Below are 25586 nucleotides of genomic sequence, written 5' to 3'. Positions count from 1 at the left end.
CTGGTTTCCCCCTATTTCATAAACAGGACCCTCATTATTAGCTTAAACCATTTAAAAACTTACAACAAGTGAGATCCTCTGATTTTTTTCCCACAAAAAAAGAGCCACAAATGACTCCCTGTTTTAAAGGCCACTTACAAGTCAGTGGATTTCATTCTATTGTATCCCCGTTCTTCGTATGGCTGTATTTTTTCCATCCACATTTCTTCAAGTTTTTTCAATTCCCGTTTAACATCAAAAAATCCTGTTTCTTTCGGCTTCAATACTTCCAGCACCTCAAAAGAAAAAGCATCTTTCCCATATTGGTTCCACTCACCTTGCAGCACTTTATTGGTGTTTGTTCCGACTTCCAATTCAAATTGTTTCCCCTTCAACGTCTTTAAATTCCTCGTGCTTCCGATAAAAACTTTATTATTTACCGTATTTCTGATTTGGTATACACCTGCTTCAACTTTCGTTTCTTTATATAATTGCTTCAATTCTTTTTTACGATCCATTTTTCTTGCCTCCAGTCATCATTTCTTCAGCCAATATTGGCTCCCATCTGGCTTTCTATCCAAAAATCCATATTCTATTAAATACCTTCTCAAAAGAACGTAATCATGATAAACGGTACCCAAAATTTGATTGATTTCTTTTTCTTCGTATTTCCGCTCATTTTCAAATCGGTTCATAATTTCTTGAAGAATGATCAGCCTTTGTTTTTCCTTTGGCGGGAAAGACTTTAATGCATCCTGACTGCCTTTAGGGAAGTATTTTTTCAGTACAGTCACCTTTTCATCCTCGGTAACGTTATAACGATCATCAACCATCGTCGCTTTTTGATGAAGCGGGATAAATGCCGGCGCATGTTCATCTTTATCTTTCAAAAGTTCCATCAGGGCTAAAAACAACTTAGCCTGACGCTCTTTTTCTTTCAACACAAAACGATGGTTCCGAATGGTGGACGGACTACCTATCCCCATTTCCTCCTGAACCTCAGCATCATTCTTCCCTTGGTAAAATAGGCGAAGAAGGCGGTTTTGATGGTCCGTGAGACCTGTAAGTTTTTTATCGAGATCGATCAAGTATTCAAAAACGGAGTTGTGTGCATGTTCAATATGAATCCGCATATACCTCTTTGCTTCATAAAGAACCCCATCTTTCGGGTATACCACCCCCTTTTCAACTGCATTTCCGCACAGCAAACAAACATATTGGTTCTCACCTTCTATATACCCTTGTTTAAGCTCATCCTGAGATGCGCTCCAAAACATTTCAGCGTCCTTCATAAAACAAACACTTCCCTATAAAGTTTATAATATAATAAACATAATATTAATTCGTTTGCATTATGTCAATGTTTTTTCTAATTTAACTCCAGCAAATTATCCAAAGATGAACTTGATGGCCAGAGGGCTTCATAACATACAATACAGCTGACAGGCGCTACACCACCCATTAAACGAAACGATCCCCATGACACTATGCCGTATAGCACATTGAATAATAAGCTTAATTTCCCCAATAATATGCTATATAAGCGTGAATAAGCTTTAGAGGAGGATATATATTGAAAGATGAAAGCAATGCAATTGTTCCATCAATCCATAACACCGATTTACACAAGGCAATACAACATTTATCTGAACAATTCAAGGTATCACTGCCAGAATTACGCGATACGATTGAATTACTTATACAAAACCAATCAAGTGGGATGCAGCTTAGTTTAGGAGATGATAAAAGTTCACCCGTCGAAGAATTGAATACGGCAATAATCAAAAACCGTGAAATCATTAAAAAAAATCTCCAAACATTAAATAGAATTTGATATAGAAAAAAGGCATCCAATCATGGATGCCTGAGTTTGTGGAACATATGAAATTCCTAATATAAGTCCTTCGTTGAGCTCTTTAAGTATTAGCTAGGCACAAACTTAAGTATCCCTTCCAGATAAACACCTTGCTCTTTTCGTGTGCATTCCCTCAACTTGATTCTTCCTTCTTTCTCTAACTCCTTGGCTAATTGGACCACTTCTGTTCCATCTTCGGTTATTTCGACTGAGAAGAAATTGCCCCGAGTGGAAGTTTGAATGAACTTGAATAATCTATCTTTATTCATTTAAACATCTCCTTATTTATAACAAGTTCGACATAAAAGGTCATCCACCTGCGATAAATATGAAATAAAAAACTTCTTGTCGTCATACGAACTTTAACAGTTAAAAGGATAGCAAATTTAAATTACCCTCGTTGTCTTAAGCCAAAAGTAAAAAAGCCAAAACCTTTGAAGGTTTTGGCTTTTTTTAGTAGTGTCCCAGGAGAGATTCGAACTCCCGACCGACGCCTTAGAAGGGCGTTGCTCTATCCAGCTGAGCTACTGAGACGTTTATGATATAAGTTGCGGTAAAACTTATGTATTACCTTAACTGTTCCCTTAGGACACTTCTTATTATAGTAGGATATCAAAAGAAAGTCAACGCTTTTTCAAAAAAAGTTTTTTCTTTTTTTAATAACCAGGAAGCGGGGAAAAACGCTTCCTGTTCATTATACATGAAGTCATTCCATTTGATAAGCATTTCTTAGTTCTTCAACGATTTTTCCTTCAAGGTCATAATAGATGATTTCAAGTTGGTCATTTCCGATTTCCAAAATGGCATAGGTTTTTTCTTTTCGTCCACGCGGCTGACGTATGCTTCCCGGGTTGATGAAGAGCTTGCCGTCAATCAATTCAGAGCCTGCAGCGTGGGAATGACCAAAGCAAACAATATCCGCCCCAAGCTCTTCACTTTTATAAGATAGGTTCATCAAGGTCATATTTATGTTATAGAGGTGTCCATGTGTAAGGAAGAAACGCTTGCCTGCGATGTTCTCCACAATGTCATTCGGATATGCCGAATCATAGTCACAATTCCCGCGTACGGCTAAGAACCCCGACATGCGAGGGTCATTTCTTTCCAACTCTGAATCACCGCAATGGATCATGGCTGCAACCTCTTGTTTATGACGGTCGGTAATCATGCTGATTTCATGAGTTAAGCCATGACTGTCACTCATTATTAGCACTTTCATCGTCACATTCCTTCTTCCCTTTTTAGAAATAGATCAAGTTTTTCATCTAGAGCCCTCAATGCATTGGCACGGTGGCTGATTTTGTTTTTTTCCTCTTTTGTCAATTCTGCGTTTGTTTTACCCTGTTCCTCAACAAAAAAGATGGGATCATAACCAAATCCATTCGCTCCTGAAGGCCGTTCTGTAATCAAGCCTTCCATCGTTCCCGATACCGTAATCGTTTCCTGGTTGGGTGACGCTAGTGCCAATGCGCAATAAAACCTCGCCGTTCTATCCTCTTTTGGCACGCCTTCCAGTTCCCGGAGGACTTTTTCCGTGTTCGCTTCATCACTCTTGGACTCTCCAGCATAGCGCGCAGAATATACGCCTGGACGGCCCTCCAATGCATCTACAATCAATCCGGAATCATCAGCAATGACAAAACGGCCTAGCTGATGGGCAATGGCCTCTGCCTTCAGGATCGCATTTTCTTCAAATGTCGTCCCTGTTTCCTCAACATCCGGAGCATCCGGTACATCAAGAAGTGTTTTGACTTCATATCCTTTAGCAGAGAATAAGCTTTCGAACTCCTTTGCTTTCCCTTTATTTTTCGTTGCAATTATTACTGTCTTCATTTTTCATTTCACCCTTTTTCATTTTATCGGCATGTGAGCTCTTTTCGGGCTAAGAAAGAATTTGCTGTACTCATTATAATGTTAAGCCGCTTATTCTCCAGTGCCAAACGGACGAATTCAACGCTGCCTTTCATGATCAATAACGGCTGCTGAATTTTCCAGATAAGTTAAGTCTAACACAACTCCCTCATCTGCAATAACCTGAAACTTATAAACTAACGTTTGTAATTTTCACTATGTTCAATATGGATATTAACTTTTATGTTATTTATTGAAGTCTTATCAAAGGAATTAATAATTCTGTTATCCCACTTATTGACATGGTATCTGTATGCCTTTTCACTTATGTTAAATAGGTCTGTATTGATTTTCTCCCCCGTCTCCAATGTCTTCAAAATATCATGCTTAACTTTTGTTTCTACCTTTTTTTCGATTTTTTCCATATCCAAGTTAGCTATATTTTGTTTCAATATTCCATTTGCTCTAACCTCTAAGTCATATAAGGGTTTCTTTTGTTGTTCCAATACTATGATGTTTGTTTTAGGGTCCATGATTTCAACACTTACCTTTTGTTTGTTCAGGGAAAAAAACATTACTGTCGCCTTGTTTTCAACCCATTTTAAACCTATCAAATCTTGTTTACTTACGTACCCTTTATATTGTTGTTTTGATAAAACATAGCCGCCATTCAACGTTGGTATCTTCTTTTCTTTCCCGCCCTCTGAGTAATGATGCTCATTTATGACCAAAGAGGGAATTAAAATGGAACCAACCGGTTGATAAAACTTCGAAACCAGTTCACTGAATTTTAACGGGGAAATGAAATAGTTCTCGTTAATAACGGTCTCTGGCCTTTGAATGATCGTGAATAAGTTAGGTAGATTAAAGAAACTATCACTGTCAAACACCTTTTTAATATCCTTGTTCGTAACGAACAGCCATGAATTGTATCGCAATAAGGGCTCTTTTCCTACATATTCAATAAAATCCTTCATTTTATTCTTGATTACATTCTCACTTAAAATGAAGGAGTTAATATGCCCGATATAAAGCGGTAATGCGGCATGTTGTTCTAATTCGGTAAATGCTTCCTCGATACTTTCCCCTTTACCTTCCCCAATGACAACAGTAGATCTTTCTTGTAATGCAGTGGCCCCCTCTTGTTTTGCTATATCCGCAAAATTCAACGCTTGAAAGTATAAGATGAATTCACCCTCTTTATAATCGATCCCTAGAGCGGATCCATATGTTTGAGCTTGAATTTCCTTCATTCCCCAGCATCCTGTCGTCAATAAAAGTTGACAGCCAATAACCATGACTGCAATTAGCTTTCTCATTTGTTCGACTCCTTTTGCGGTTCATTATCACTGGACTGTATAGCTTGATTCCGCTGCCTTAACATCCCATACGGAAGCTTGAATAAGACTTTTAACATATCCGATTTATTTGGTTTGGAAAATGGATTCACAAAAGGCTGTCCGAAACTTTCCAAGGAAACCACAACAATCAAGATAAGGAATATTCCCATGAAGAATCCAAACAAGCCTAAAAACGCTGAACAAGCAAATATGAATAACCTTATAAGAACGATATTTCCAGCAATATTCTGATTGATTAAGGTATAGCTTGAGAGAACTGTAACAGCTATTACTACTAACATGGAGGGTGAAGTCAGCCCTGCCCGAATCGCTGCATCACCTATAATCAATCCACCCAACACAGAAACCGTCGGACCTACAGCTTTTGGCAGGCGAAGACCAGCTTCTTTAAATAGTTCAAACAATATGATCATCATGAATGCCTCTAAAGAAGCAGGTATCGGTAATCCTTGTCTCGTGATTGAAATCGTCGCAAGAAGCGAAAAGGGAATTTGGTCGAATTGATAGGAAACTAACGCTATAAAAAAACCCGGTAACGCAACCGTTACAAATAAGGCGACTACACGAATGATGCGCATAAAACTAATGTAAAAAAAGCTTGCATGTGCGTCATCAGCAGAATAAAGTAACTGATTAATACTGGTCGGTCCGATCAAGCATGTGGGATTCCCGTCCACCAGGATGGCAAAGCGTCCTTGATTCAAGGATTCAACAACATAGTCCGGTCGACCGATATAATCCATTAAAGGGAAGATGGAAAGTTGAGTATCATATAGGAGTTCTTCAACTTGGTAACTGCTGACTATGATATCAACATTTAATGAATCCAATCGTTTTTTGATATCCAAAAGAATCGAAGGATTAATAATGTCATCTATATAAAGTAGCAATATTTTGGTTTTACTTCTTTTCCCGATTGTATATTCAATGCATTTAAGTGTTGACGTTTTTAACCTTTGGCGAATTAAAGACATGTTATCCGATATATTCTCAATAAATCCATCTCTAGGTCCGCGAATGGAAGATTCTATATTGGACTCTTCCGGACTACGCTTAGGGGAATTAGCTAATGGAGTATAGTAAATTTCATTAGAAGATTCATTAATAATGATTAGGTCTCCTGAAAATAGAATGCTTTCTACTTCCTCTTTTAAATCGGAGTCTTTTTTTAGCGTACTGATCTCCATAATATTGCTTAATTGATCAATTGTTAATTCCCCATTTTCTTGAACCGCTTTTGATATTGTAGGCAGTATCACTTCATTGATAAATTGCATATCGACTAAGTTTGGCGCATATAAAAACCCCAACAAATAACGACCTTCAGGATCAAATGTTTTTTTTCTTAAAACAACATCAGAGGAATGTTCGAACCATTTTTGGATTTGGTCAATGCAAGAAGGAGTTCCATTCAATTTTCCCTTCCTCATAATGTTTCACCTTTTCCTTTTCCCTTTTTTATAATAAGGAATAACAGTATAATTGCAGCACTCAAGAGAAACAGACTACTGATCGGAAAGAAATATTTGTATATAAAATAAAAAAATGAAGTGGCATCCCAATGGATTAGCGTTCCAATAACAATTAATGAATATAGTGAGAGCAGTATCCACTTCTGATGTTTTGAATTTGAGATTAATTTATATCCTATAAATAAACATAAACTTATTCGAATCATGGCACCTGAAAGCCATTGGAAAATGGACAGGAAATCGAGTCGAGTAATATAATAGCCAAACCTTAACAGCTTCCACTGTTCATAAGCTGGATTCCTCATTTTAACTGCTTCCACGGAACCAAATTCTGCAATCGCCCCAATCAGGGGTCCTAACGTAAGCATGATTAAAATTACACTAACTAATAAAAGCCACTTGGCTTTTAGCTTATCTTTCAGGTAAGGAGTCAAAAATAAAAAAACGATAATTTCTAAATATCCTGCACTCGTATACAAAATACCATTTAGAGTATTGCGATACCCGCTTTCAAATATCGGGAACAATAATTCGTAATTCTTATTACTCGTATTCCCCAGCCCTACAAATATCCCAAAAAAAGTGACGAACGGAAGAAACAGGAGAGCCAAAGTACTTATGGTGCGTATTCCTTTATAAGTTGCAAAAATACAAATAAAAGTGAATAGGCTAACGACTACAATGTTCGGTATGTCATGAGTATAATTAGCTTTTGCCCAAATCACTGTAAACTTGACGGTAATGAAGGCGTTAAATATAAAGTACAACCCAAATGCTATAGTGAAAATATATGTAATAAAAGGTGTAGACCATTTTTTTAGAAAAGCGATTATATCTTCTTTATCTAGTTTTTTATAAATATAAAAAATAAATAGGGTCCAAACGATACATGGAACAACACTTATTATGACACTTATCCATGCGTCGCGTTGTGATGCGGTCAATATATTGGGAAGGAGTAGGACATGTACCATGAATCCTGTATTCATGATGATTAAAACATAGATGTGTAAAGCCTGAATGATCTTTTGATCCATAATATCCCCCCATTAATTACACGATTAAAAGTAATTTCCCCTTTTAAAAATTTATTTATGTAAAAACTTTCTCTTGATACTAGAAATGCTTGGCGGCGGTATTAGTATTCAACTAAAAACAATGTATACAACAGGTGCAATAACAGCGTGGTAACAATTGTGGAATAAAAAATAGAGGCAGCTGTAGGCTGCCTCATTGTGATTTCCAGATATAAATTGCTCTTTAAAAACTACCTGTGTTGACTTTCTCTGGACGGACCACTGGTTCGGATAATTTCTTGCCTTCTTCATTAAGAACATCTGCGCTGCCCTGCACTTGCACTTCAACGCTTTCAATTCCTTTCTGTTCCGTTAAGGAAAGGACCAAGGCATCAAGGACTTCTTGCGATACCTTTTTCTCTTTAAAGCTTCCAAGGATATTTTCATTAAAATTGAGGCTGACCTTACCTTCTGCGACTTTAGGCTCGTCAAGTAAAGCTACATCACTCATGAACCCTGTTTGCAGGCTTGAACCTGAAGGACTCTTCGTTAATTCCTGAATGACCGCTGTTACATTATCAGACACCGTTTCGCTGATCCTGCGTGTCACCGGAACATAATAGGTGTACTCCTCGTCACCGCCTACATAATAAACGGTCAGTGATTTGGTATTGGAAATGTCGACTACGTCACTCGTATCGATATTGATTCCTGACGACCTTGAGACATTTTCATCTATCGGTGTGCCATTGACAGGCATTTCGGATATATCTTCCCCATTAATTCTCATTTGGATTTTCTCGACCGAGTCGAATTGTGTCAGTGTCCATGTAATGGCTTGGAGGATTTTAAGTTCATCCTCTTTCTGATAATTTTTGAACTCCGGCGAAAAGTCCGCCACAGCCACTCCGTCTTTAATGTTCACGCTTATTTGGGTATCGGCAGGAATGACGGCCCTGAATCCATTCGGAAGTTTATCCGTGACAGGTCCGTTAGTGACAAGGTAATCAAGGGCCTGTTTGGCGACAGCTTCCGATTTAGGAAGTTCCAATGTTTGTGGAACCACATACCCGCTTTTATCAATTAAATATAACTCCGTCTTCACTGTTTTCGTTTCAACAGCGCCCTCTTCTCCATCAGTCGCGGGCTTTTCCTCACCATTCATTTCTGTTTCTTTTAATGAAGATTCATCCTCGACTAATGAAACATCCTTCGGCGGATCTATTTCCTTTTTCTCTTCACCGCCAAATAATCCGCAGCCTGAAAGCCAAAAAGAAGATGCCAGAATGGTCACAGCCATTGTTACTTTTGATTTATTGGACATAAAATCACTCCTAGGACAGTTTGTACTCCTATTTATACGAGCCCTAGGGGAAAATAGACCAATTATTTTTCTCTTTGATAATGGAGCTGGGCAATTTGCCCGTTTGTCAGCTTCACTGGGATTTCGGGACTACCTGAATGGAACAATCGAATCCGATTCCCCAATATAACCGGAATGATGGACAGAATCATTTCATCCACCTGCGTTTCCCTTATGAAATCACTCACTAATCCTGCACTGCCGACAAGCCAGATCCTTGAACCTTCTTTCTGTCTTCCGATGAAATCACCTACATCTTCGTCCGTAACCCTTTCGCACTTCTTGAAAGCAGGCTTTATGTTGATAGGGAAATTCTTGTTCCAAAATATGAATCTGTCATATGTCTCATAATCACCGTATCGATACTAACACCGTCTGTTCAAGACAAGAAAAAAAGACTTCCAAATGGAAGTCTTATAAGTGATCGATTTTAATTGTTTCAATGGTATTGACATGAATACCGAGCCAGCTCGACGCGATGGAACCAAACATATCTCTGGAACCGGTTGTATAAAAGCGATGAACTGGGCGGAGCTTGCTTTTATTGATTAATTTATAGTAATCCAAAATGACACTTGCCTCACGGGCGGTTTCTTCCCCAGAGGAAATGACTTGTACTTCATCCCCCATATAGGAAGAGATTACAGGCCCCAGCAGTGGATAATGGGTACATCCAAGGATCAATGTATCGATCTTCGTTTTCTTCAACGGGTTCAAGGTTTGTGCCACGACCCTATTGACGATACCCCCTTCAAACTCCCCGCTTTCTACGATTGGGACAAATTTCGGGCATGCTAAACTATCTACTTTCACATCGGAATTGATGGAGGCAAGCGCGTCGTCATATGCTTTGCTTTTCACCGTGCCTTCCGTACCAATCACACCAATATGCAAGGAATCAGAAACTTTCAATGCCGCCCTTGCCCCTGGATGGATGACACCCAACACCGGAATCGGAAGTGTTGCCCTGATTTCATCCAGTACAGCTGCAGTCGCTGTATTGCAGGCGATGATCAGCATTTTTATTTCCTTCTTCATCAAAAACCTCGTCATTTGCCATGTAAAGGTTTGGACATCTTTTTTGGTCCTCGGCCCATAAGGGCATCTCGCTGTATCACCTAAGTAAATTATATTTTCATTTGGAAGCTGACGCATGACTTCTTTAGCTACTGTCAAACCGCCTACCCCTGAATCAATGATGCCTATCGGTTGTTTCAAAAAACTCGCCTCATTTTTCTTTCATTTCTTGATGTAGTTTTACTAGAATCCCTTTGAGGGACATGATGTCAGATTCGTTAAAATTGACTAACACGCCACTCAAGTACTGCTGCCGTTTATTAATCACTTCTTCGATTATCCGTTCACCTTCTTCAAGAAGGTGAATTCGAACCACACGCCGGTCCTTTTCATCCCTGACACGCTGGACAAGCTGATGTTTCTCCATGCGGTCAATCAGATCCGTCGTTGTGCTGAAGGCGAGAAACATCTTCGTGGACAATTCGCCAATCGTCATGTCACCTGATTCAAAAAGCCATTGCAAAGCCACGAATTGAGGAATGGTAATTTTATAATCATGGAGAATTTCTCTTCCCCTTTGTTTAAGCCATGACGATACATAGCGCAATTCCCTCTCGATATCGGCTACATATGCCGCCTGCTTCTCTTCATCCATACACACAGCTCCCCACTTCATGAACTTATCATACTACCATTTTGGATGAAAGTGAAATGATTTTCAAGATTGATTACCTGGAATCATAATGAAACGCTCTCATAAAAATAAGCAGCATCCAAAGAAGTCAAAACAACCAAATTGTTTTGCCCTTCCTTATATGCTGCCAATGAACGGGAGAGAAAATATTTATTAGGCTTACGTATTAAGAGTTAACACATTAAAGCTTAAGTTCTCCCATACGAAGGAGTTCTATGACTGCCTGCGAACGTCCTTTAACTCCAAGCTTCTGCATCGCATTCGAAATATGGTTTCGAACTGTTTTTTCGCTAATAAACAATTCACCTGCGATTTCTTTTGTTGTTTTGTCTTGTACTAGTAACTCAAATACTTCTTTTTCTCTTTTGGTGAGTAGTGGCTTATGAGTGAATTCGTTCTCCTTCAAGTAATGTTACCCTCCTTGCCTTCACCAGCATAAAACCCGGAGTGGGTGTCTATTTAGTCAAGATATAGTATGTCGGCTGGGGCAATGGAGTGACTATTTTACTTGTCTAAATGGAAATATTTTTAGGAATGTTCCAGCACAGTTTGCCACATCGAGTGCTTCATCTCTTCCGTCCAAGGTATCGGCTTTCCGGTGGCCTTGGAGACTTGCACAATCGTCCCCCTGCCCGTTAAACAAATTGATCCATCCTGTTTGGTCCCCATATAATGTATGTCCACTGAAGAATTTCCGATATGGTCAGCTTTCACATGGATCGTCAATCGATCATTGAAAAAAACCTGCTTCAGGTAATCACACTGTAAGTTAGCAACAACCGGCATCTCACCGCATTCAGCAGAGGTCCAATCCGACATGAATCCCATGCTATTGAAATACTCAATCCGTGCTTCCTCAAAATAAGTAAAAGGAATCGTGTTATTCATGTGCCCAAACATATCAGTTTCTGAAAAGCGGACCTTAATCTCATGTTTAAAGGAAAAATCATTGATCCACTCCGTTATATTATCGATATATGATATTTTGCCCAACTTGTGCACACCCTTTCTGAAATGAATGACTATTCACTCATTTTATAAGAAAAAAGCCATAATGAAAAGTATTTTATATTGGAAGATGTTTAATTTTATCATTCTCACTTCATTAATTTAGTCATTCAGCATTTGCGGGTGCCACAAATCATTTTACACATCAATCCAAGCTATCAATCGATAAAAAAAGAACCCATATCAAAAGATATAGGTTCTTTCATGTTCATTATTAAACTTCATCGCTGCCGAAGAAGTTACGGAATTGTTGGATCGTAGTATCACGGTTCAACGCTGCAATCGAAGTAGTTAATGGAATGCCTTTAGGGCAAGACTGCACACAGTTTTGTGAGTTACCGCAGTTTGCAAGTCCTCCATCACCCATGATTGTATTTAAACGTTCAGCTTTGTTCATTGCACCTGTTGGATGTGCGTTGAACAACCGAACTTGTGATAATGGTTGTGGCCCCATGAAGTCTGAATTGCTGTTTACGTTCGGACAAGCTTCCAAACAAACACCGCAAGTCATACATTTAGATAACTCGTAAGCCCATTGACGTTTCTTTTCTGGCATACGCGGTCCCGGTCCAAGATTGTACGTTCCATCGATTGGAATCCATGCTTTTACCTTTTTCAATGAGTCGAACATACGGCTGCGATCGACTTGCAGGTCACGAACAACAGGGAATGTACGCATTGGAGCTAGACGAACTGGCTGCTCCAATTGATCGATAAGAGCTGTACATGATTGTCTTGGTTTACCATTGATAACCATTGAACAAGCACCACATACCTCTTCAAGACAGTTCATGTCCCATGCGATTGCTGTAGTGTGCTTGCCTTGTACAGTTACCGGATTACGACGAATTTCCATAAGAGCCGAAATTACGTTCATATTCGGGCGGTATGCTAATTCGAATTCCTCATCATAAGGAGCTGAATCCGGTGTATCTTGACGAGTGATTATAAAACGGACTGTTTTAGTCTCAGATTTAGTTTCAACCATTTTTTTGCTCCCCCTCTTTAGTGTTTCGTAGTGTAGTCACGTTTACGCGGTGCGATCAGTGATACATCAATATCTTCATAATGGAATTCAGGTGCTTGATCCAAGCCTTTGAATGTTGCCATAGTAGTTTTCATGAATTCCTCATCATTACGTTCTGGGAAATCAGGTTTGTAATGCGCTCCGCGGCTTTCGTCACGGTTTAACGCACCAATTGTGATTACACGAGCCAATTGCATCATGTTTTGCAGCTGTCTAGTGAATGCAGCTCCTTGGTTACTCCATTTAGCCGTGTCATTGATGTTAATTTTCTTGTAACGTTCCATCAGTTCAAGAATCTTGTTATCCGTTTCTTTCAGCTTGTCATTGTAACGAACTACAGTAACATGCTGTGTCATCCACTCACCAAGTTCTTTGTGAAGGACGTACGCATTTTCGTTACCATCAAGAGACATGACTTCATTCCATTTCTCTTGTTCTTGTTTTTCGTACCCTTCATACAATGAAGAAGGAATGGATTCTGAAGTTTTATCAAGGCCTTCAATATATTTAACGGCGTTCGGTCCAGCGACTGAACCACCATAGATTGCAGAAAGAAGTGAGTTAGCACCAAGACGGTTACCGCCATGTTGTGAGTAATCACACTCACCTGCAGCGAATAAACCTTTGATGTTAGTCATTTGGTCATAATCCACCCAAAGTCCGCCCATAGAATAGTGAACGGCAGGGAAAATTTTCATTGGAACTTTACGAGGATCTTCACCCATGAATTTCTCGTAGATTTCAATGATTCCGCCAAGTTTAATATCAAGTAATTTCGGATCTTTATGTGATAGATCCAGGTAAACCATGTTTTCTCCATTAATGCCAAGCTTCATGTTCATGCAGACGTCGAAGATTTCACGAGTCGCGATATCACGAGGTACTAGATTACCATAAGCAGGGTATTTTTCTTCAAGGAAATACCAAGGTTTTCCGTCTTTATATGTCCAGATACGTCCACCTTCACCACGAGCGGATTCACTCATTAGACGAAGTTTGTCATCTCCAGGGATTGCTGTCGGGTGAATTTGAATGAACTCACCATTTGCATAATTTACACCTTGTTGATAAACGATGGAAGCTGCTGAACCTGTATTGATCATTGAGTTAGTTGATTTACCGAAAATGATTCCAGGGCCGCCGCTCGCCATGATGACTGCGTCTCCAGGGAATGATTTGATTTCCATTGATGTCAGGTTTTGAGCTACGATACCGCGTGCTGTTTGCTCATCATCGATTACAGCTCCAAGGAATTCCCAGCCTTCATATTTCGTTACAAGGCCTTCAACTTCATAACGGCGAACCTGCTCGTCCAATGCGTAAAGTAATTGCTGACCAGTTGTTGCACCAGCGAATGCTGTACGGCTATGTTGAGTACCACCGAAACGACGGAAATCAAGAAGACCTTCCGGAGTACGGTTGAACATAACACCCATACGGTCAAACATATGGATGATCGATGGTGCTGCTTCGCACATCGCTTTAACCGGCGGTTGGTTAGCCAAGAAATCTCCGCCATAAACTGTATCGTCGAAGTGGATATATGGAGAATCCCCTTCACCTTTTGTATTTACTGCCCCGTTGATTCCGCCTTGGGCACAAACTGAGTGAGAGCGTTTAACAGGCACTAAAGAAAATAAATCAACCTGTTGTCCCAGCTCTGCTGCTTTGATCGTAGCCATTAATCCAGCTAGACCTCCACCAACGATAACTATTTTACCTTTACCCAATTCTGTCACTCCCTTATTTCCATTAGCCAAGCTATGTTTTTCCTAATTCTTATAAATGAACTCTATCTTCTTATACGAAAGCGAAAATTGCGCTGATTCCGATATAAGAAAGAAGAACGAAAACGATCAATGTAAAGTAAGTCATGATTCTTTGCGATCTTGGTGAAACTGTAAGACCCCAGCTAACTGCAAATGACCATAATCCATTAGCAAAGTGGAAGATTGCCGAGATAATACCAACAATATAGAACACAATCATAAATGGACTAGAGAAAATTTCAGCCATCATGTCAAAGTTAACTTCAGCACCCATAGCTGCTTGAATTCTAGTTGCCCATATATGCCAAACAAGGAAAATCAACGTTATGATTCCAGTTAGACGTTGTAGCATGAACATCCAGTTACGGAAGAAACTAAATCTGCCTAAATTGTTTTTTGCTGTAAAGGCAATATAAATTCCGTACACAGCATGGAAAATGAGCGGTAGATAGATGACGACCCATTCTACCAGAATCTTCACGGGCGTATACTCAATTAAATGAACTGCCCCATTAAAAGTCTCTTCTCCTTTTGTTGCCATAAAGTTTACCGATAAATGAAAAATTAGGAATAGACCAATTGGAATTACTCCTAGAAGTGAATGAAGCCTGCGATTCCCAAACTCACGATTTTTTGCCACTAAGTGCCCCCCCTTAATTTGTGAAAAATCATGCAAAGATAAACTGGTGGCTACCTTTTATCTCCGCGTGAAAATACAGTATAGAGTCAAAAAAAACTCCTCTATACTTCCTTTACAATTATGTGACATGTCCATTTTACTCCTGACTTCTATATGCGTCAAGAAAACGGATACAAGAAATCTCTTTTTCAGAATAGATTTTATTGGATTAAATTAGCTATTTTTTGTATGTCAAGATGATATTTTGAATAAATTTCTAATTTAACTATTAATATCTCGATATAATTTCTCATTTTTTTCCAATTGTTATTTAAATAAATAAAAAACAGTATAATTTGCAAAAGAAATACGTTTATAATAGATTTACAGAAAGAGGCGATAAATTATGAAAAAAAATATTGCTGCTGCGATAGAAGAAGAGATTCAAACTGAAGAAATTCAAACTGAAGAATTCCTGGTTCCAGCTTTCGGATACGAATTAATCAGAGAAGTTCTATTGAACGATATTCTCGGAAAAGACTCTAATCAAATCCTCTATTGGGCAGGTAAACAATTAGCAAGAAAATTCCCATTGAATGGCGATCAGGAAGTGATTGAATTTTTCCAAAGCGCTGGATGGGGCAATCTGGAAATCTTGAAATATACGAAACACGAGATGGAATTATCCCTGACGGGTGAAATAATCAGCCGCCGCCTGGATTTACACCCTGATTGTCACTTCCAACTTGAAGCCGGTTTCCTTGCCGAGCAGTTTACACTGCAAAAAAAATTCCTCAGCGAATCAACGGAAGAAATTAAACGCCGCGCAAAAAAAGTGATATTCACCATCCAATGGGATCCCAGAGATCCAATCTAATGAGCCCTTAAAACAGACTTACCCTTTTTACCGGAAGTCTGTTTTTTATTGGACTCCTGACACTTAAGCTAGCACATTTGCATGCTGACCTAGTTTAAATGCTTCATGAAGAGATTCGACCGCCTTCACCATTTCCTTTTCATTGACGACAGTCGAAACTTTAATTTCCGATGTGCTGACCATTTTCACCTGGATGCCTGTATTGGCCATCACTTCAAACATCTCGGCAGCCACTCCCGGATTGGATACCATACCAGAACCGACGATGGACACTTTTGCCAATCCGCTCTCCGTTTCGACTCGGTCGAATCCCAATTGTTCTTTATTATTTTCCAGCACGATCAAGGCCGCTTCCGTATCTTCACTTTTTGTGGAAAAAGATAGATTGGTCGTATCCTCGGCAGTCATGCTTTGAATGATGATGTCCACATTAATCCGGTTTTTCGCAAGTGTTGTGAAGATTGTGGATAATGCACCAAGTGATTGGGGCAAACCATATATTGTGACCCTCGTAATACTGTCTTCAAAAGCAATCCCGCGTACAATTAAGTTTTCTTCCATAGTTGCTTCCTCCTCAATGATCGTTCCTGATTCTCTCTCCATGCTTGAACGGACTTCAAGCGGTATTTGATAATTTTTTGCATATTCGACAGCCCTTGGATGAAGGACGCCCGCCCCCAAGTTGGCAAGTTCCAGCATTTCATCATAAGAAATCGATTGGAGTTTTCGTGCGCCTTTTATGTAGCGAGGGTCCGTTGTGAAAACACCCGTTACATCCGTATAAATATCGCATCTATCCGCATTCAGCGCTGCAGCTATGGCAACCGCTGTCGTATCGGAACCGCCTCGCCCTAAGGTAGTGATTTCCCCATTTGCATCGTTCCCCTGGAAACCAGCCACGACCACTATTTTCTTCTCCTGAAGCTGAGCTTGGATCCTCGTGGCATCGATGTTTAAAATCCGGGCATTCCCATGAACGGATTCCGTTTGCATGCCAGCCTGCCAGCCAGTATACGAAATGGCTTCATGTCCTTCTTCAATCAATGCCATCGTTAACAGGGAAATCGTTACCTGTTCCCCCGTAGTCAATAGCATATCCATTTCCCTCTTGCTCGGGGTTCCGGAAATATCCCGGGCCATGGAAACCAATTGATCCGTGGTTTTCCCCATGGCTGAAACAACGACGACTACCTCATTTCCATTCTGCGCTTCCTCGATTACCCGATTGGCAACATTTTTGATTTTTTCTACGCTTCCGACGGATGTTCCGCCAAATTTTTGAACGATTAATGCCATCCTCATGCACCCTCTCTACCTTTTTAGGCAATAAAAAAAGCAATGAGAAATATCTCATTGCTGTGATCACATATCTAAATACTGTAAACACAGTGAGATAGCTCTCCAGGGTATAAACCCTGACAATCCGCCATTTATTAAATGTCGGACCAGGAAAACAAGGTATGAGTCTTGTCTTCCTTCGGCGTCATCCCCTTTCAAAACCTTTCATGGAAGCTCATACTTCTCCAGGTTTTTACTCTTGAATTCCGCACCTCTATCAGCACTTTTAAGTTGTCTAGTTAAAAATTCTTTTTAATCATAGCATAGAGATTTATCGGTAGCAAGATTATTCTTGTAATTTTCTAACGATTCCCTCTGCTACCCCTTTTGGCATGCCAGCTTCCATGATTTCCTCGGCGGTTGCCTCTTTGATTTTCTTCAATGATCCAAAATGCCTTAATAATTGCTTCCTTCGCTTTTCCCCGACTCCTGGAATATCATCAAGCTGGGAGTGAACTGCATTTTTCCCGCGTAGCTGACGATGGAATGTAATCGCGAACCGATGCACTTCATCCTGAATTCTTTGCAATAGGTAAAATTCCTGGCTCCGTGAATCAAGAGGTACGATTTCAAGCGGATTTCCGATCATCAATTGCGAGGTCCTATGCTTTTCATCCTTAATGAGGCCTGAAAGTGGAATATCAAGGCCCAATTCATTTTCCAGAATATCCCGTACGGCTTCCACATGTCCCTTTCCGCCATCAATGATGATCAAGTCCGGAAGCGGCAGCCCTTCTTTCAATACCCGTGAATACCTTCTTCTGACCACTTCACGCATCGATTCATAATCATCAGGCCCTTGGACCGTCTTGATCTTATATTTGCGGTACTCCCTTTTTTCCGGCTTTCCATCAATGAACACGACTAAAGCGGAAACTGGGTCACTTCCCTGGATGTTGGAGTTATCGAAAGCTTCAATTCGATGCGGGGTGTAGATACCCAGTTGCTTCCCGAGGTTTTCCACCGCATTGATCGTTCTTTCTTCATCCCTTTCAATCAAAGAGAATTTTTCCTGAAGCGCGATGGAGGCATTTTTATTCGCCAATTTAAGCATGTCTTTTTTCGCTCCCCGTTTCGGGTGAATCGTTTTGACACCAAGCAGCCCTTCGGCCATTTCGGCATCCACTGATTCAGGCAGCAAGATTTCCTTTGGTTTAAAGTGGTTCGTAATCTCGTAAAACTGACCGAGGAATGTAAGAAGTTCCTGTTCGGGTTCATCGTAGACCGGAAAAAGTGAAACATCCCTTTCTATTAATTTACCCTGCCGGACAAAAAATACCTGAACGCACATCCAGCCTTTATCATAGGCAAAACCAAATACATCCCTGTCGATGAAATCTGTCGTCATCATTTTCTGCTTCTCCATCGTAATATCGATATGGGCAATTTTGTCGCGGAACTCCTTGGCCCTCTCGAAATCGAGATCTTCCGATGCCTCCAGCATTTTTTCAGTCAGTTCTTTTTTTATTTCAGTATGCCCACCGTTCAAGAACCTGTTGATATCATCCACCATTTTTTTATATTCCTGTTCCTCTACATCATATACACATGGGGCCAGGCACTGGCCAAGGTGATAGTAGAGACAAACGCGATCAGGTAAAGTATTGCATTTTCTTAGGGGATAGATGCGGTCGAGCAATTTTTTCGTTTCGTTAGCTGCAAATGCATTCGGATAAGGACCGAAATATTTACCTTTGTCTTTTTTGACTTTTCGCGTAATGATTAGACGTGGGTGGCGTTCCGCAGTCAGCTTTATGAAGGGATACGTCTTATCATCCTTTAGCATGACATTATATTTTGGGTCATGTTTTTTGATTAAGTTCAACTCTAAAATAAGAGCCTCGATATTGGAAGAGGTGACAATATATTCGAAATCCTCAATTTCATTCACGAGCCGGAATGTTTTTCCGTCATGAGATCCCGTGAAATAAGAACGGACACGATTTTTCAACACTTTCGCTTTGCCTACATAGATGATCGTTCCCTGACGATCTTTCATTAAATAACAACCAGGTTGATCGGGAAGAAGGGCAAGTTTATTCTTTATTTGTTGATTCATGCATTCAGCCTCCTGTTCTCCCTTTTTTACAATTATTATATATCAAGATAGCGAAAAAAGCTTCAAGTCCGCAGACTTGAAGCTTTTTTTAGCTAACCTACTATTACGCGTGTTTTGAAATAAGTTCAGCAAGTGCTTCTTTAGGTTGGAAACCAACAACCTTATCAACCACTTCACCGTCTTTAAGCACGATTAATGTCGGGATGCTCATCACACCAAATTTTCCAGCTGTTTCTTGGTTTTCATCCACATCCACTTTTACGATTTTTGCTGTATCGCCAATTTCAGTATCAAGCTCTTGAAGAACAGGAGCGATCATTTTACAAGGTCCGCACCATGGAGCCCAAAAATCTACAAGAACGACACCTTCGCTAGTATCTGTTGTGAACGTTTGGTCAGTTGCATTTATAATTGCCATATATATTTCCTCCTCAAATTTACTCAAATAACTAAAGACAGTATATCATTGTTGCTCGAATCGATGCTAATATTTTGCTTCAGTGGTAGGATGTCCAAAAAAAGAGTAAATATGCAGGCCAAATAAAGGGGCAAGACATGTATCGGCTTATGCCAAATGTCTTGCCCCTCATCTGTATTATTTCTATTACGCGTTAACTTTAAGTTTTTTGAATTCTTCCGTTAGTAACGGAACGACTTCGAAAAGGTCTCCGACAATTCCATAATCCGCCACATTGAATATGTTAGCTTCCGGGTCTTTATTGATCGCAACGATAACCTTGGAGTTGGACATCCCAGCTAAATGCTGGATCGCACCGGAAATTCCGCAGGCGATATAAAGGTCAGGTGTTACGACTTTACCCGTTTGCCCGATTTGCAGAGAGTAATCGCAATAATCCGCATCACATGCTCCGCGGGAAGCTCCTACCGCTCCGCCAAGAACTTGTGCCAGTTCCTTTAATGGTTCAAAACCATCTTCACTTTTCACGCCGCGGCCACCAGCGATGATTACTTTCGCTTCTGAAAGGTCGACCCCTTCACTGGCTTTTCTTACAACATCTTTAATGATTGTACGTAAATCCTTGATGTCCACACTTAATGTAGAAACATCACCAGAGCGGGACTCATCTTTCGCTAATGGTTCGATATTGTTCGGACGGATTGTCGCGAATATCACGCCATCTGTTACAATTTTCTTTTCAAATGCCTTACCGGAATAGATCGGACGGGTGAAAACGATATTTCCGCCTTCTTCTTCAATGGTTGTAACGTCGGAAATCAATCCTGATTCAAGCTTTCCAGCCAATTTTGGTGCAAGGTCTTTTCCTAGGGCCGTATGTCCAAAGAATATCCCTTCTGGTTTTTCCTGTTCGATGACGGCAAGCAAGCTTTGCGCATAACCATCTGAAGTATATTGTTTCAATTGATCATTTTCGACTGCAACAACCCGGTCTGCCCCATACTGGATCAATTCATTTCCGAAATTTTGAACACTGTCACCAACCAAGACACCTACTATTTCCCCGCCATCTGCAGCAAGTTTAGCCGCACCGATAGCTTCAAATGATACATTTCTCAGTGAACCGTCACGAACTTCGCCCAATACAAGAAACTTTCTAGCCATTTATAAAAACCTCCTGTGCACTATTTTATCTTTTTGTCGTGTGTTGTTATTTTGAAAAAGTACCGTTTCGATTAAATCACTTTTGCTTCGCTTCGTAATAATTGAACAAGTTCGCTTACTTGATCACCGATTTCGCCGTTTAATACTTTTCCAGCTTCTTTTTTAGCAGGAAGGTAAATTTCAATCGTTTTTGTTTTTGCCTCAACATCTTCTTCTTCCAAATCCAGGTCATCCAATTCCAATTCTTCAAGCGGTTTTTTCTTCGCTTTCATGATTCCCGGCAATGATGGATAACGTGGTTCGTTTAGCCCTTGCTGAGCCGTTACCAACAACGGAAGGGATGCTTCGATCGTTTCAGAGTCCCCTTCGACATCACGGATAACGCTTACATTTCCATTTTCGATGTCCAGCTTAGTAATGGTAGTAATATAAGGAATTTCTAAAATTTCGGCCACGCGTGGTCCCACTTGACCAGAACCGCCATCAATTGCAACGTTCCCTGCAATGATTAAATCGGCATTTTTATCTTTTAAGTATTCGCCTATAATTTTGGCAGTCGTGAATTGGTCGCCATTTTCAATGTCGTCTTCTATATTTATCAATACGGCTTTGTCAGCACCCATTGCCAGCGCCGTACGTAATTGCTTTTCAGCCTCTTCGGTTCCGACGGAAATAACCGTTACTTCGCCGCCTTGTGCATCACGCACCTGGATTGCTTCTTCAACTGCATACTCATCGTATGGATTAATGATGAATTCTGCTCCATCCTCATTAATTTTCCCGTTGGATAGAGTAATTTTTTCTTCTGTATCAAATGTTCTTTTCAGCAGTACATAAATGTTCACGATAATACCTCCCGAATGATTTGAGTTTTGAAGATTATGAATTTTATTGATATATAGTATTGTATTCTACAGATTTCATCAAAATCCTGCATGATATATAAAAATAGTTATTTATACTCGAATCATCATTTCCCTGTGAACTCAGCTTCCCTTTTTTCAATGAAAGCGCCGATTCCTTCTTGTGCATCAGCAGTATCGAAAGCTTGGCCAAAGAGGGCGGCTTCCCTTTCCACACCTTTATGGTAGGCATCATGCTTGGAATAATTTAATAACTCTATGGCCGACTTTAAAGCAAGCGGGCTTTTCTTGGCAATTTTATTGGCTAGTTCTTTAGCTTTCGGAATCAATTCTTCATCCGTGAAGGCATGATTCGCCAATCCGCATTGTACAGCTTGGGTACCTGAAATCGGTTCACTTGTAAACAGCATTTCAGCTGCCTTTGCCATGCCCACATAACGAGGAAGACGTTGGGTCCCAGCAAATCCAGGGATTAAGCCCAACTGCAGCTCAGGCAAACCCAGTTTAGCCCTTTCGGTTACCAAACGGATGTGACAGGCCATGGCCAGCTCCAATCCTCCGCCAAGGGCCGCTCCATGGATGGCTGCAATGACCGGTTTTGGGAAAGATTCGATTTTCTCAAAAACAGATTGCCCGTTCTTGGTCAGCTTCTCGAAAGCTTTCCCGTCTTTCACTTCCGTAAACTCCTTAATGTCTGCTCCTGCAGAGAAGAATCTTCCTTCACCATGAAGAAGGACAACCCGTACGGCGTCATCATTCTCAATTTGGTCGAAGGCCTGTGACAGCTCTCCGATGATAGCCGAAGAAAGTGCATTTGCAGGTGCATGATCAATCGATATAAAAGCCACATGATTTTCGACAGAAAGCTTAAGATATTCCATTTCAATCCCTCCAGGCATACTAGTCAAACTTTTTCGAAAATTTAATATGTATCACTTCCCGATAAAGCTGGAAGCAGAATTAACCGATTCTTTCGAGGATGGCTCGCCATCCTCTATTTAAATCGTTAACTTTTCAGGCCACAGCCGCCAATCAGAAGGCGGTGAACATCAGGTGCAAGGTCTGGGAGCGAATACTTTTGCTCATTCATGACCCAGGTCGTCACTGTTTCGTCAATCGTTCCAAAAATCATCTGCCTGGCAAGTAAATTATTTAAATCAGGCAGGAATTCGCCGTTTTCTTTTCCTTCTATAATGATTTGATCGATTAAATTTAAATACCCTCTTAACACATCATTAATTCTTAGGCGCAATTCTTTATTCGACTGTCTTAATTCCAACTGAGTGACAATTGCTAAATTCACGTCTTCTGAAAGGTTTTTAAAATGTTTTTGGATGAGCACATGCAGTTTATCCGAAGCAGTGGTCTTTCCTTTTAGCTCTTCTTCGATCTGTTCCACAAAATAGCCCATCTTTTCATGGAATAATGATATTAGGATATCTTCTTTATTTTTAAAATAAAGATATATGGTGCCATCCGCTACCCCTGCCTGCTTGGCGATTTTGGATACTTGGGCTTGATAGTAACCGTTTTGGGCAATGACGATAACGGCCGCATCAATAATTTGATTATACTTAGGTCTGTTGCTTTTCACTGGATGTCCCCTTTCAGAAAATGAATGAACCATCATTCATATTTCTATCATAAAATGATGACCCTTTACTGTCAAGCAAAACTTCTAAGGGGCCTGACATTCCACTTCTGTTCATTGTACAGTCCCCATCCATAGGTTGTCCAGCCGTTTTGCAAAACACGGAGCTCTCTTCCGCTGCTCCGTTAAAAGGGGGGTGCATGTTTAAGCTTCTTTTCTTTCCTCGGATATTTTTTTCTTTTCCTCCTCGATTAGGACCCTTCTCAGGATCTTTCCTATCGTCGTTTTTGGAAGTTCATTCCTGAATTCATAGCTGCGCGGCACCTTATAGGAAGCCAGGTTCTTTCTGGCAAATTCATTCAATTCCTCTTCTGTGACCCTCGCATTTTTTTTCAGTACGACATAGGCCTTGACGGTTTCCCCGCGATATGGGTCAGGGATACCTGCCACAACCACTTCCTGTATGGCCTCATGCTCGTATAGCACCTCTTCCACCTCACGTGGATATACATTGAAACCGCCTGCAATGATTGTATCCTTTTTCCTCTCGACGACATAAAAGAACCCCTGCTCATCCATGTAACCCAGATCGCCAGTAAGCAGCCAGCCATTTTTAAAGGTTTTTTCCGTTTCATCCGGACGATTCCAATATCCTTGCATCACCTGTGGTCCTTTTATTGCAATCTCTCCAATTTCATTCGGAGGAAGCTCTTCAAAGTTTTCCAGGGACAGAATCACCGAGTCGGTATCTGGCCAAGGCAGTCCAACGCTTCCTTTTACACGCGGCTGATCCCAAATGAAATTAGCATGTGTCACCGGTGAGGTTTCTGAAAGCCCATAGCCTTCAACAAGCTTTCCGCCGGTAATTTTCTCAAACTGCTCCTGGACCTCTAAGGGCAATGATGCAGAACCGCTTATACAGGCATTGATGGAAGAAAGGTCATATTTGGCGATATCCGGATGGTTCAAGAGGCCAATATACATCGTCGGTGCTCCTGGAAACATGGTCGGTTTCTGTTTTTGAATGGTTTTAAGCGTCGCTTCGACATCAAATTTTGGCATGATGATCATGGTGTTCCCTTCCATGACGGATAAAACCAAAACTGTAGTCATACCGTATACATGGAAGAAAGGCAGAATCGCAAGGATCCTTTCCTCACCGCGCTTATTTTTATAAAGCCATGCATTGCACATTTTCGTATTTGCCAGCATGTTCTTATGGGTAAGCATGACCCCTTTGGGAAAGCCTGTTGTCCCACCTGTATATTGCAAAAGCGCAAGGTCATTATCCACATCGATTGGCACTGTGACTTCTTCAGTGATCTTTCGTTTCATGATTTCGGAAAATAAATGATGATTCCCTTCATGCTCCACATTGATGACAATGCCGTATTGCTTTTTTTGGATAAAAGGATAGATAAGATTTTTCGGGAATGGTAAATATTCCTTGATAGCGGTTACAATTATATGTTCTATATCCGTTCTTGATGCCACTGCTGTGACACGGGGAAATAAAATATCCATCGCTAAAATTATTTTCGCTCCGGAATCTTTCATTTGATATTCTAATTCACGTTCCGTATAGGTTGGATTCGTTTGAACCACGACTCCGCCGGCCATCAAAATCCCAAAAAAGCTTATGACACCCTGAGGGCAGTTTGGAAGCATGACGGCAACGCGTTCACCTTTTTGAAGACCGATACTTTTTAAATAGGCTGCAAACTTTATAGCCGATTCATGCACTTCCCGGAAAGTTAATTCTTTTCCCTGGAAATGAATCGATACTTTATCAGGGAATTCTTCAGCTGATTCCTTCAAAAAAGAATAAAGAGGTTTATCTTCGTACGACAAAACAGCGGGTATCTGTTCCGGATAAATAGCTTGCCATGGCTTATTGCTCATTTGCCCCCTCCTTCTGAATATTCTCAATACTCTTAATCATTATAATACAATCGGGATTTTCTTACAATTGCCGAATTTCAGAGTATAAAGACCTTATGATGAGAAGCAGACCAGTATATATCCTATGCCAACCACAGGGAACGAAATACATTAAAAGAGAGAAAAAAAAGGAGTGGATCCACTCCTTACAGACTGTAGACAAATTAGGGTAGAACCAGTTCACCTTCAATTCTAGTGAAGGTTTCATCTCATATAAGTTTGCATGCACGGTAAAGCATTAAGCGATAATGCTTCATTCTTTTGTATCAATTTGGAGTGAACCATATTTCTCTTCCTTTGCCGT

General features: G+C 40.4%; 27 protein-coding genes, 1 tRNA gene and 1 riboswitch. Of the genes, 2 read left to right on the top strand and 26 right to left on the bottom strand.

The window, feature by feature from the left end:
• Positions 1 to 134: 134 nt before the first annotated feature.
• Positions 135 to 497, bottom strand: coding sequence for a GIY-YIG nuclease family protein (locus LQ188_RS10675; RefSeq protein WP_101222824.1), 363 nt, complete (start codon positions 495 to 497; stop codon positions 135 to 137).
• 18 nt (positions 498 to 515) lie between these two features.
• On the bottom strand, positions 516 to 1271 hold the full coding sequence (locus LQ188_RS10670) for a DUF2087 domain-containing protein (RefSeq protein WP_101222825.1): 756 nt from the start codon (positions 1269 to 1271) through the stop codon (positions 516 to 518).
• 281 nt (positions 1272 to 1552) lie between these two features.
• On the opposite strand from LQ188_RS10670, the gene LQ188_RS10665 reads away from it, so the two are divergent.
• Entirely contained in the window at positions 1553 to 1813 is a 261-nt protein-coding gene (locus LQ188_RS10665) for a hypothetical protein (RefSeq protein ID WP_101222826.1), read from the top strand.
• A gap of 89 nt (positions 1814 to 1902) precedes the next feature.
• On the opposite strand, the gene LQ188_RS10660 is transcribed toward LQ188_RS10665, so the two are convergent.
• The 16 genes from LQ188_RS10660 to LQ188_RS10585 all read right to left on the bottom strand — a co-directional run bounded on the left by LQ188_RS10660 (position 1903) and on the right by LQ188_RS10585 (position 15052).
• Positions 1903 to 2103, bottom strand: a complete 201-nt coding sequence (locus tag LQ188_RS10660; RefSeq protein WP_048688856.1) for a hypothetical protein — start codon at positions 2101 to 2103, stop codon at positions 1903 to 1905.
• A 191-nt stretch (positions 2104 to 2294) separates the two neighbouring features.
• Positions 2295 to 2368 (bottom strand) — tRNA-Arg (locus LQ188_RS10655).
• A gap of 172 nt (positions 2369 to 2540) precedes the next feature.
• Positions 2541 to 3053: a metallophosphoesterase gene (locus LQ188_RS10650; protein WP_230176782.1), complete on the bottom strand. Its 513-nt coding sequence runs from the start codon at positions 3051 to 3053 to the stop codon at positions 2541 to 2543.
• 2 nt (positions 3054 to 3055) lie between these two features.
• A complete protein-coding gene (locus tag LQ188_RS10645; RefSeq protein WP_101222828.1) occupies positions 3056 to 3667 on the bottom strand; it encodes an XTP/dITP diphosphatase in 612 nt (203 codons plus the stop codon).
• A gap of 215 nt (positions 3668 to 3882) precedes the next feature.
• Positions 3883 to 5004, bottom strand: a complete 1122-nt coding sequence (locus LQ188_RS10640; protein ID WP_230176781.1) for a Ger(x)C family spore germination protein — start codon at positions 5002 to 5004, stop codon at positions 3883 to 3885.
• Positions 5001 to 6476 carry a spore germination protein gene (locus tag LQ188_RS10635; RefSeq protein WP_101222830.1) on the bottom strand — a complete coding sequence of 492 codons (1476 nt, stop codon included), beginning with the start codon at positions 6474 to 6476 and terminating at the stop codon, positions 5001 to 5003. The genes LQ188_RS10640 and LQ188_RS10635 overlap by 4 nt, the downstream gene beginning before the upstream one ends.
• A complete protein-coding gene (locus LQ188_RS10630; RefSeq protein WP_230176780.1) occupies positions 6473 to 7555 on the bottom strand; it encodes an endospore germination permease in 1083 nt (360 codons plus the stop codon). The genes LQ188_RS10635 and LQ188_RS10630 overlap by 4 nt, the downstream gene beginning before the upstream one ends.
• Positions 7556 to 7778: 223 nt before the next feature.
• Positions 7779 to 8858, bottom strand: coding sequence for a GerMN domain-containing protein (locus LQ188_RS10625; protein ID WP_101222832.1), 1080 nt, complete (start codon positions 8856 to 8858; stop codon positions 7779 to 7781).
• A 62-nt stretch (positions 8859 to 8920) separates the two neighbouring features.
• A complete protein-coding gene (locus LQ188_RS10620; protein WP_290370115.1) occupies positions 8921 to 9139 on the bottom strand; it encodes a dihydrofolate reductase family protein in 219 nt (72 codons plus the stop codon).
• Positions 9140 to 9311: 172 nt separating this feature from the next.
• The gene (gene racE, locus LQ188_RS10615; RefSeq protein WP_101222834.1) at positions 9312 to 10115 is read right to left on the bottom strand and encodes a glutamate racemase; all 804 of its coding nucleotides are present in this window, start codon (positions 10113 to 10115) and stop codon (positions 9312 to 9314) included.
• Between the two features lie 10 nt (positions 10116 to 10125).
• Positions 10126 to 10569 carry a MarR family transcriptional regulator gene (locus tag LQ188_RS10610; RefSeq protein ID WP_101222835.1) on the bottom strand — a complete coding sequence of 148 codons (444 nt, stop codon included), beginning with the start codon at positions 10567 to 10569 and terminating at the stop codon, positions 10126 to 10128.
• Between the two features lie 220 nt (positions 10570 to 10789).
• A complete protein-coding gene (locus LQ188_RS10605) occupies positions 10790 to 11014 on the bottom strand; it encodes a response regulator transcription factor (RefSeq protein WP_028392149.1) in 225 nt (74 codons plus the stop codon).
• 122 nt (positions 11015 to 11136) lie between these two features.
• Positions 11137 to 11601, bottom strand: coding sequence for a thioesterase family protein (locus tag LQ188_RS10600; RefSeq protein WP_230176778.1), 465 nt, complete (start codon positions 11599 to 11601; stop codon positions 11137 to 11139).
• A gap of 229 nt (positions 11602 to 11830) precedes the next feature.
• The gene (gene sdhB, locus LQ188_RS10595) at positions 11831 to 12604 is read right to left on the bottom strand and encodes a succinate dehydrogenase iron-sulfur subunit (RefSeq protein ID WP_048689018.1); all 774 of its coding nucleotides are present in this window, start codon (positions 12602 to 12604) and stop codon (positions 11831 to 11833) included.
• 17 nt (positions 12605 to 12621) lie between these two features.
• Positions 12622 to 14373 (bottom strand): succinate dehydrogenase flavoprotein subunit, encoded by a 1752-nt coding sequence (gene sdhA, locus LQ188_RS10590; RefSeq protein ID WP_095390769.1) that lies wholly within the window; start codon positions 14371 to 14373, stop codon positions 12622 to 12624.
• Between the two features lie 70 nt (positions 14374 to 14443).
• Positions 14444 to 15052 carry a succinate dehydrogenase cytochrome b558 subunit gene (locus LQ188_RS10585; protein WP_034308986.1) on the bottom strand — a complete coding sequence of 203 codons (609 nt, stop codon included), beginning with the start codon at positions 15050 to 15052 and terminating at the stop codon, positions 14444 to 14446.
• Between the two features lie 385 nt (positions 15053 to 15437).
• Between LQ188_RS10585 and LQ188_RS10580 the strand changes: the two genes are divergently transcribed.
• Positions 15438 to 15908, top strand: coding sequence for a YslB family protein (locus LQ188_RS10580; protein ID WP_101222837.1), 471 nt, complete (start codon positions 15438 to 15440; stop codon positions 15906 to 15908).
• A 63-nt stretch (positions 15909 to 15971) separates the two neighbouring features.
• On the opposite strand, the gene LQ188_RS10575 is transcribed toward LQ188_RS10580, so the two are convergent.
• The 8 genes from LQ188_RS10575 to LQ188_RS10540 form a co-directional block, all read right to left on the bottom strand.
• Complete coding sequence (locus tag LQ188_RS10575) at positions 15972 to 17204, bottom strand: aspartate kinase (protein WP_101222838.1); 1233 nt, start codon at positions 17202 to 17204, stop codon at positions 15972 to 15974.
• Between the two features lie 90 nt (positions 17205 to 17294).
• Positions 17295 to 17471, bottom strand: a riboswitch (Lysine riboswitch).
• A gap of 61 nt (positions 17472 to 17532) precedes the next feature.
• On the bottom strand, positions 17533 to 19305 hold the full coding sequence (gene uvrC, locus LQ188_RS10570; protein WP_230176777.1) for an excinuclease ABC subunit UvrC: 1773 nt from the start codon (positions 19303 to 19305) through the stop codon (positions 17533 to 17535).
• A 103-nt stretch (positions 19306 to 19408) separates the two neighbouring features.
• Positions 19409 to 19723, bottom strand: coding sequence for a thioredoxin (gene trxA / locus LQ188_RS10565; RefSeq protein WP_101222840.1), 315 nt, complete (start codon positions 19721 to 19723; stop codon positions 19409 to 19411).
• A gap of 186 nt (positions 19724 to 19909) precedes the next feature.
• Positions 19910 to 20887, bottom strand: a complete 978-nt coding sequence (locus LQ188_RS10560; protein ID WP_230176776.1) for an electron transfer flavoprotein subunit alpha/FixB family protein — start codon at positions 20885 to 20887, stop codon at positions 19910 to 19912.
• Between the two features lie 71 nt (positions 20888 to 20958).
• A complete protein-coding gene (locus LQ188_RS10555) occupies positions 20959 to 21732 on the bottom strand; it encodes an electron transfer flavoprotein subunit beta/FixA family protein (RefSeq protein ID WP_101222842.1) in 774 nt (257 codons plus the stop codon).
• A 125-nt stretch (positions 21733 to 21857) separates the two neighbouring features.
• Positions 21858 to 22631, bottom strand: coding sequence for an enoyl-CoA hydratase (locus LQ188_RS10550; RefSeq protein ID WP_230176775.1), 774 nt, complete (start codon positions 22629 to 22631; stop codon positions 21858 to 21860).
• A gap of 125 nt (positions 22632 to 22756) precedes the next feature.
• A complete protein-coding gene (locus tag LQ188_RS10545) occupies positions 22757 to 23344 on the bottom strand; it encodes a TetR/AcrR family transcriptional regulator (RefSeq protein WP_101222845.1) in 588 nt (195 codons plus the stop codon).
• Between the two features lie 201 nt (positions 23345 to 23545).
• Complete coding sequence (locus LQ188_RS10540) at positions 23546 to 25243, bottom strand: long-chain-fatty-acid--CoA ligase (RefSeq protein ID WP_230176774.1); 1698 nt, start codon at positions 25241 to 25243, stop codon at positions 23546 to 23548.
• Positions 25244 to 25586 lie beyond the last annotated feature (343 nt).

Origin of the sequence: Peribacillus sp. Bi134 (assembly GCF_918698065.1) — a bacterium.
In the GTDB taxonomy this organism is placed as follows: Bacteria; Bacillota; Bacilli; order Bacillales; family DSM-1321; genus Peribacillus.
Note: the sequence above shows the minus strand (reverse complement) of the source record. Positions and strands in the feature narration are given on the sequence as shown.

Bases quoted from the DNA above. Each gene is read 5' to 3' on its own strand.
- LQ188_RS10660 (WP_048688856.1), bottom strand. From the start codon at position 2,103: ATGAATAAAGATAGATTATTCAAGTTCATTCAAACTTCCACTCGGGGC.
- sdhB (WP_048689018.1), bottom strand. From the start codon at position 12,604: ATGGTTGAAACTAAATCTGAGACTAAAACAGTCCGTTTTATAATCACT.
- LQ188_RS10640 (WP_230176781.1), bottom strand. From the start codon at position 5,004: ATGAGAAAGCTAATTGCAGTCATGGTTATTGGCTGTCAACTTTTATTG.
- LQ188_RS10675 (WP_101222824.1), bottom strand. From the start codon at position 497: ATGGATCGTAAAAAAGAATTGAAGCAATTATATAAAGAAACGAAAGTT.
- LQ188_RS10670 (WP_101222825.1), bottom strand. From the start codon at position 1,271: ATGAAGGACGCTGAAATGTTTTGGAGCGCATCTCAGGATGAGCTTAAA.
- uvrC (WP_230176777.1), bottom strand. From the start codon at position 19,305: ATGAATCAACAAATAAAGAATAAACTTGCCCTTCTTCCCGATCAACCT.
- LQ188_RS10630 (WP_230176780.1), bottom strand. From the start codon at position 7,555: ATGGATCAAAAGATCATTCAGGCTTTACACATCTATGTTTTAATCATC.
- LQ188_RS10645 (WP_101222828.1), bottom strand. From the start codon at position 3,667: ATGAAGACAGTAATAATTGCAACGAAAAATAAAGGGAAAGCAAAGGAG.
- trxA (WP_101222840.1), bottom strand. From the start codon at position 19,723: ATGGCAATTATAAATGCAACTGACCAAACGTTCACAACAGATACTAGC.
- LQ188_RS10625 (WP_101222832.1), bottom strand. From the start codon at position 8,858: ATGTCCAATAAATCAAAAGTAACAATGGCTGTGACCATTCTGGCATCT.
- LQ188_RS10560 (WP_230176776.1), bottom strand. From the start codon at position 20,887: ATGGCTAGAAAGTTTCTTGTATTGGGCGAAGTTCGTGACGGTTCACTG.
- LQ188_RS10610 (WP_101222835.1), bottom strand. From the start codon at position 10,569: ATGGATGAAGAGAAGCAGGCGGCATATGTAGCCGATATCGAGAGGGAA.
- LQ188_RS10580 (WP_101222837.1), top strand. From the start codon at position 15,438: ATGAAAAAAAATATTGCTGCTGCGATAGAAGAAGAGATTCAAACTGAA.
- LQ188_RS10575 (WP_101222838.1), bottom strand. From the start codon at position 17,204: ATGGCATTAATCGTTCAAAAATTTGGCGGAACATCCGTCGGAAGCGTA.
- LQ188_RS10635 (WP_101222830.1), bottom strand. From the start codon at position 6,476: ATGAGGAAGGGAAAATTGAATGGAACTCCTTCTTGCATTGACCAAATC.
- LQ188_RS10650 (WP_230176782.1), bottom strand. From the start codon at position 3,053: ATGAAAGTGCTAATAATGAGTGACAGTCATGGCTTAACTCATGAAATC.
- LQ188_RS10540 (WP_230176774.1), bottom strand. From the start codon at position 25,243: ATGAGCAATAAGCCATGGCAAGCTATTTATCCGGAACAGATACCCGCT.
- LQ188_RS10550 (WP_230176775.1), bottom strand. From the start codon at position 22,631: ATGGAATATCTTAAGCTTTCTGTCGAAAATCATGTGGCTTTTATATCG.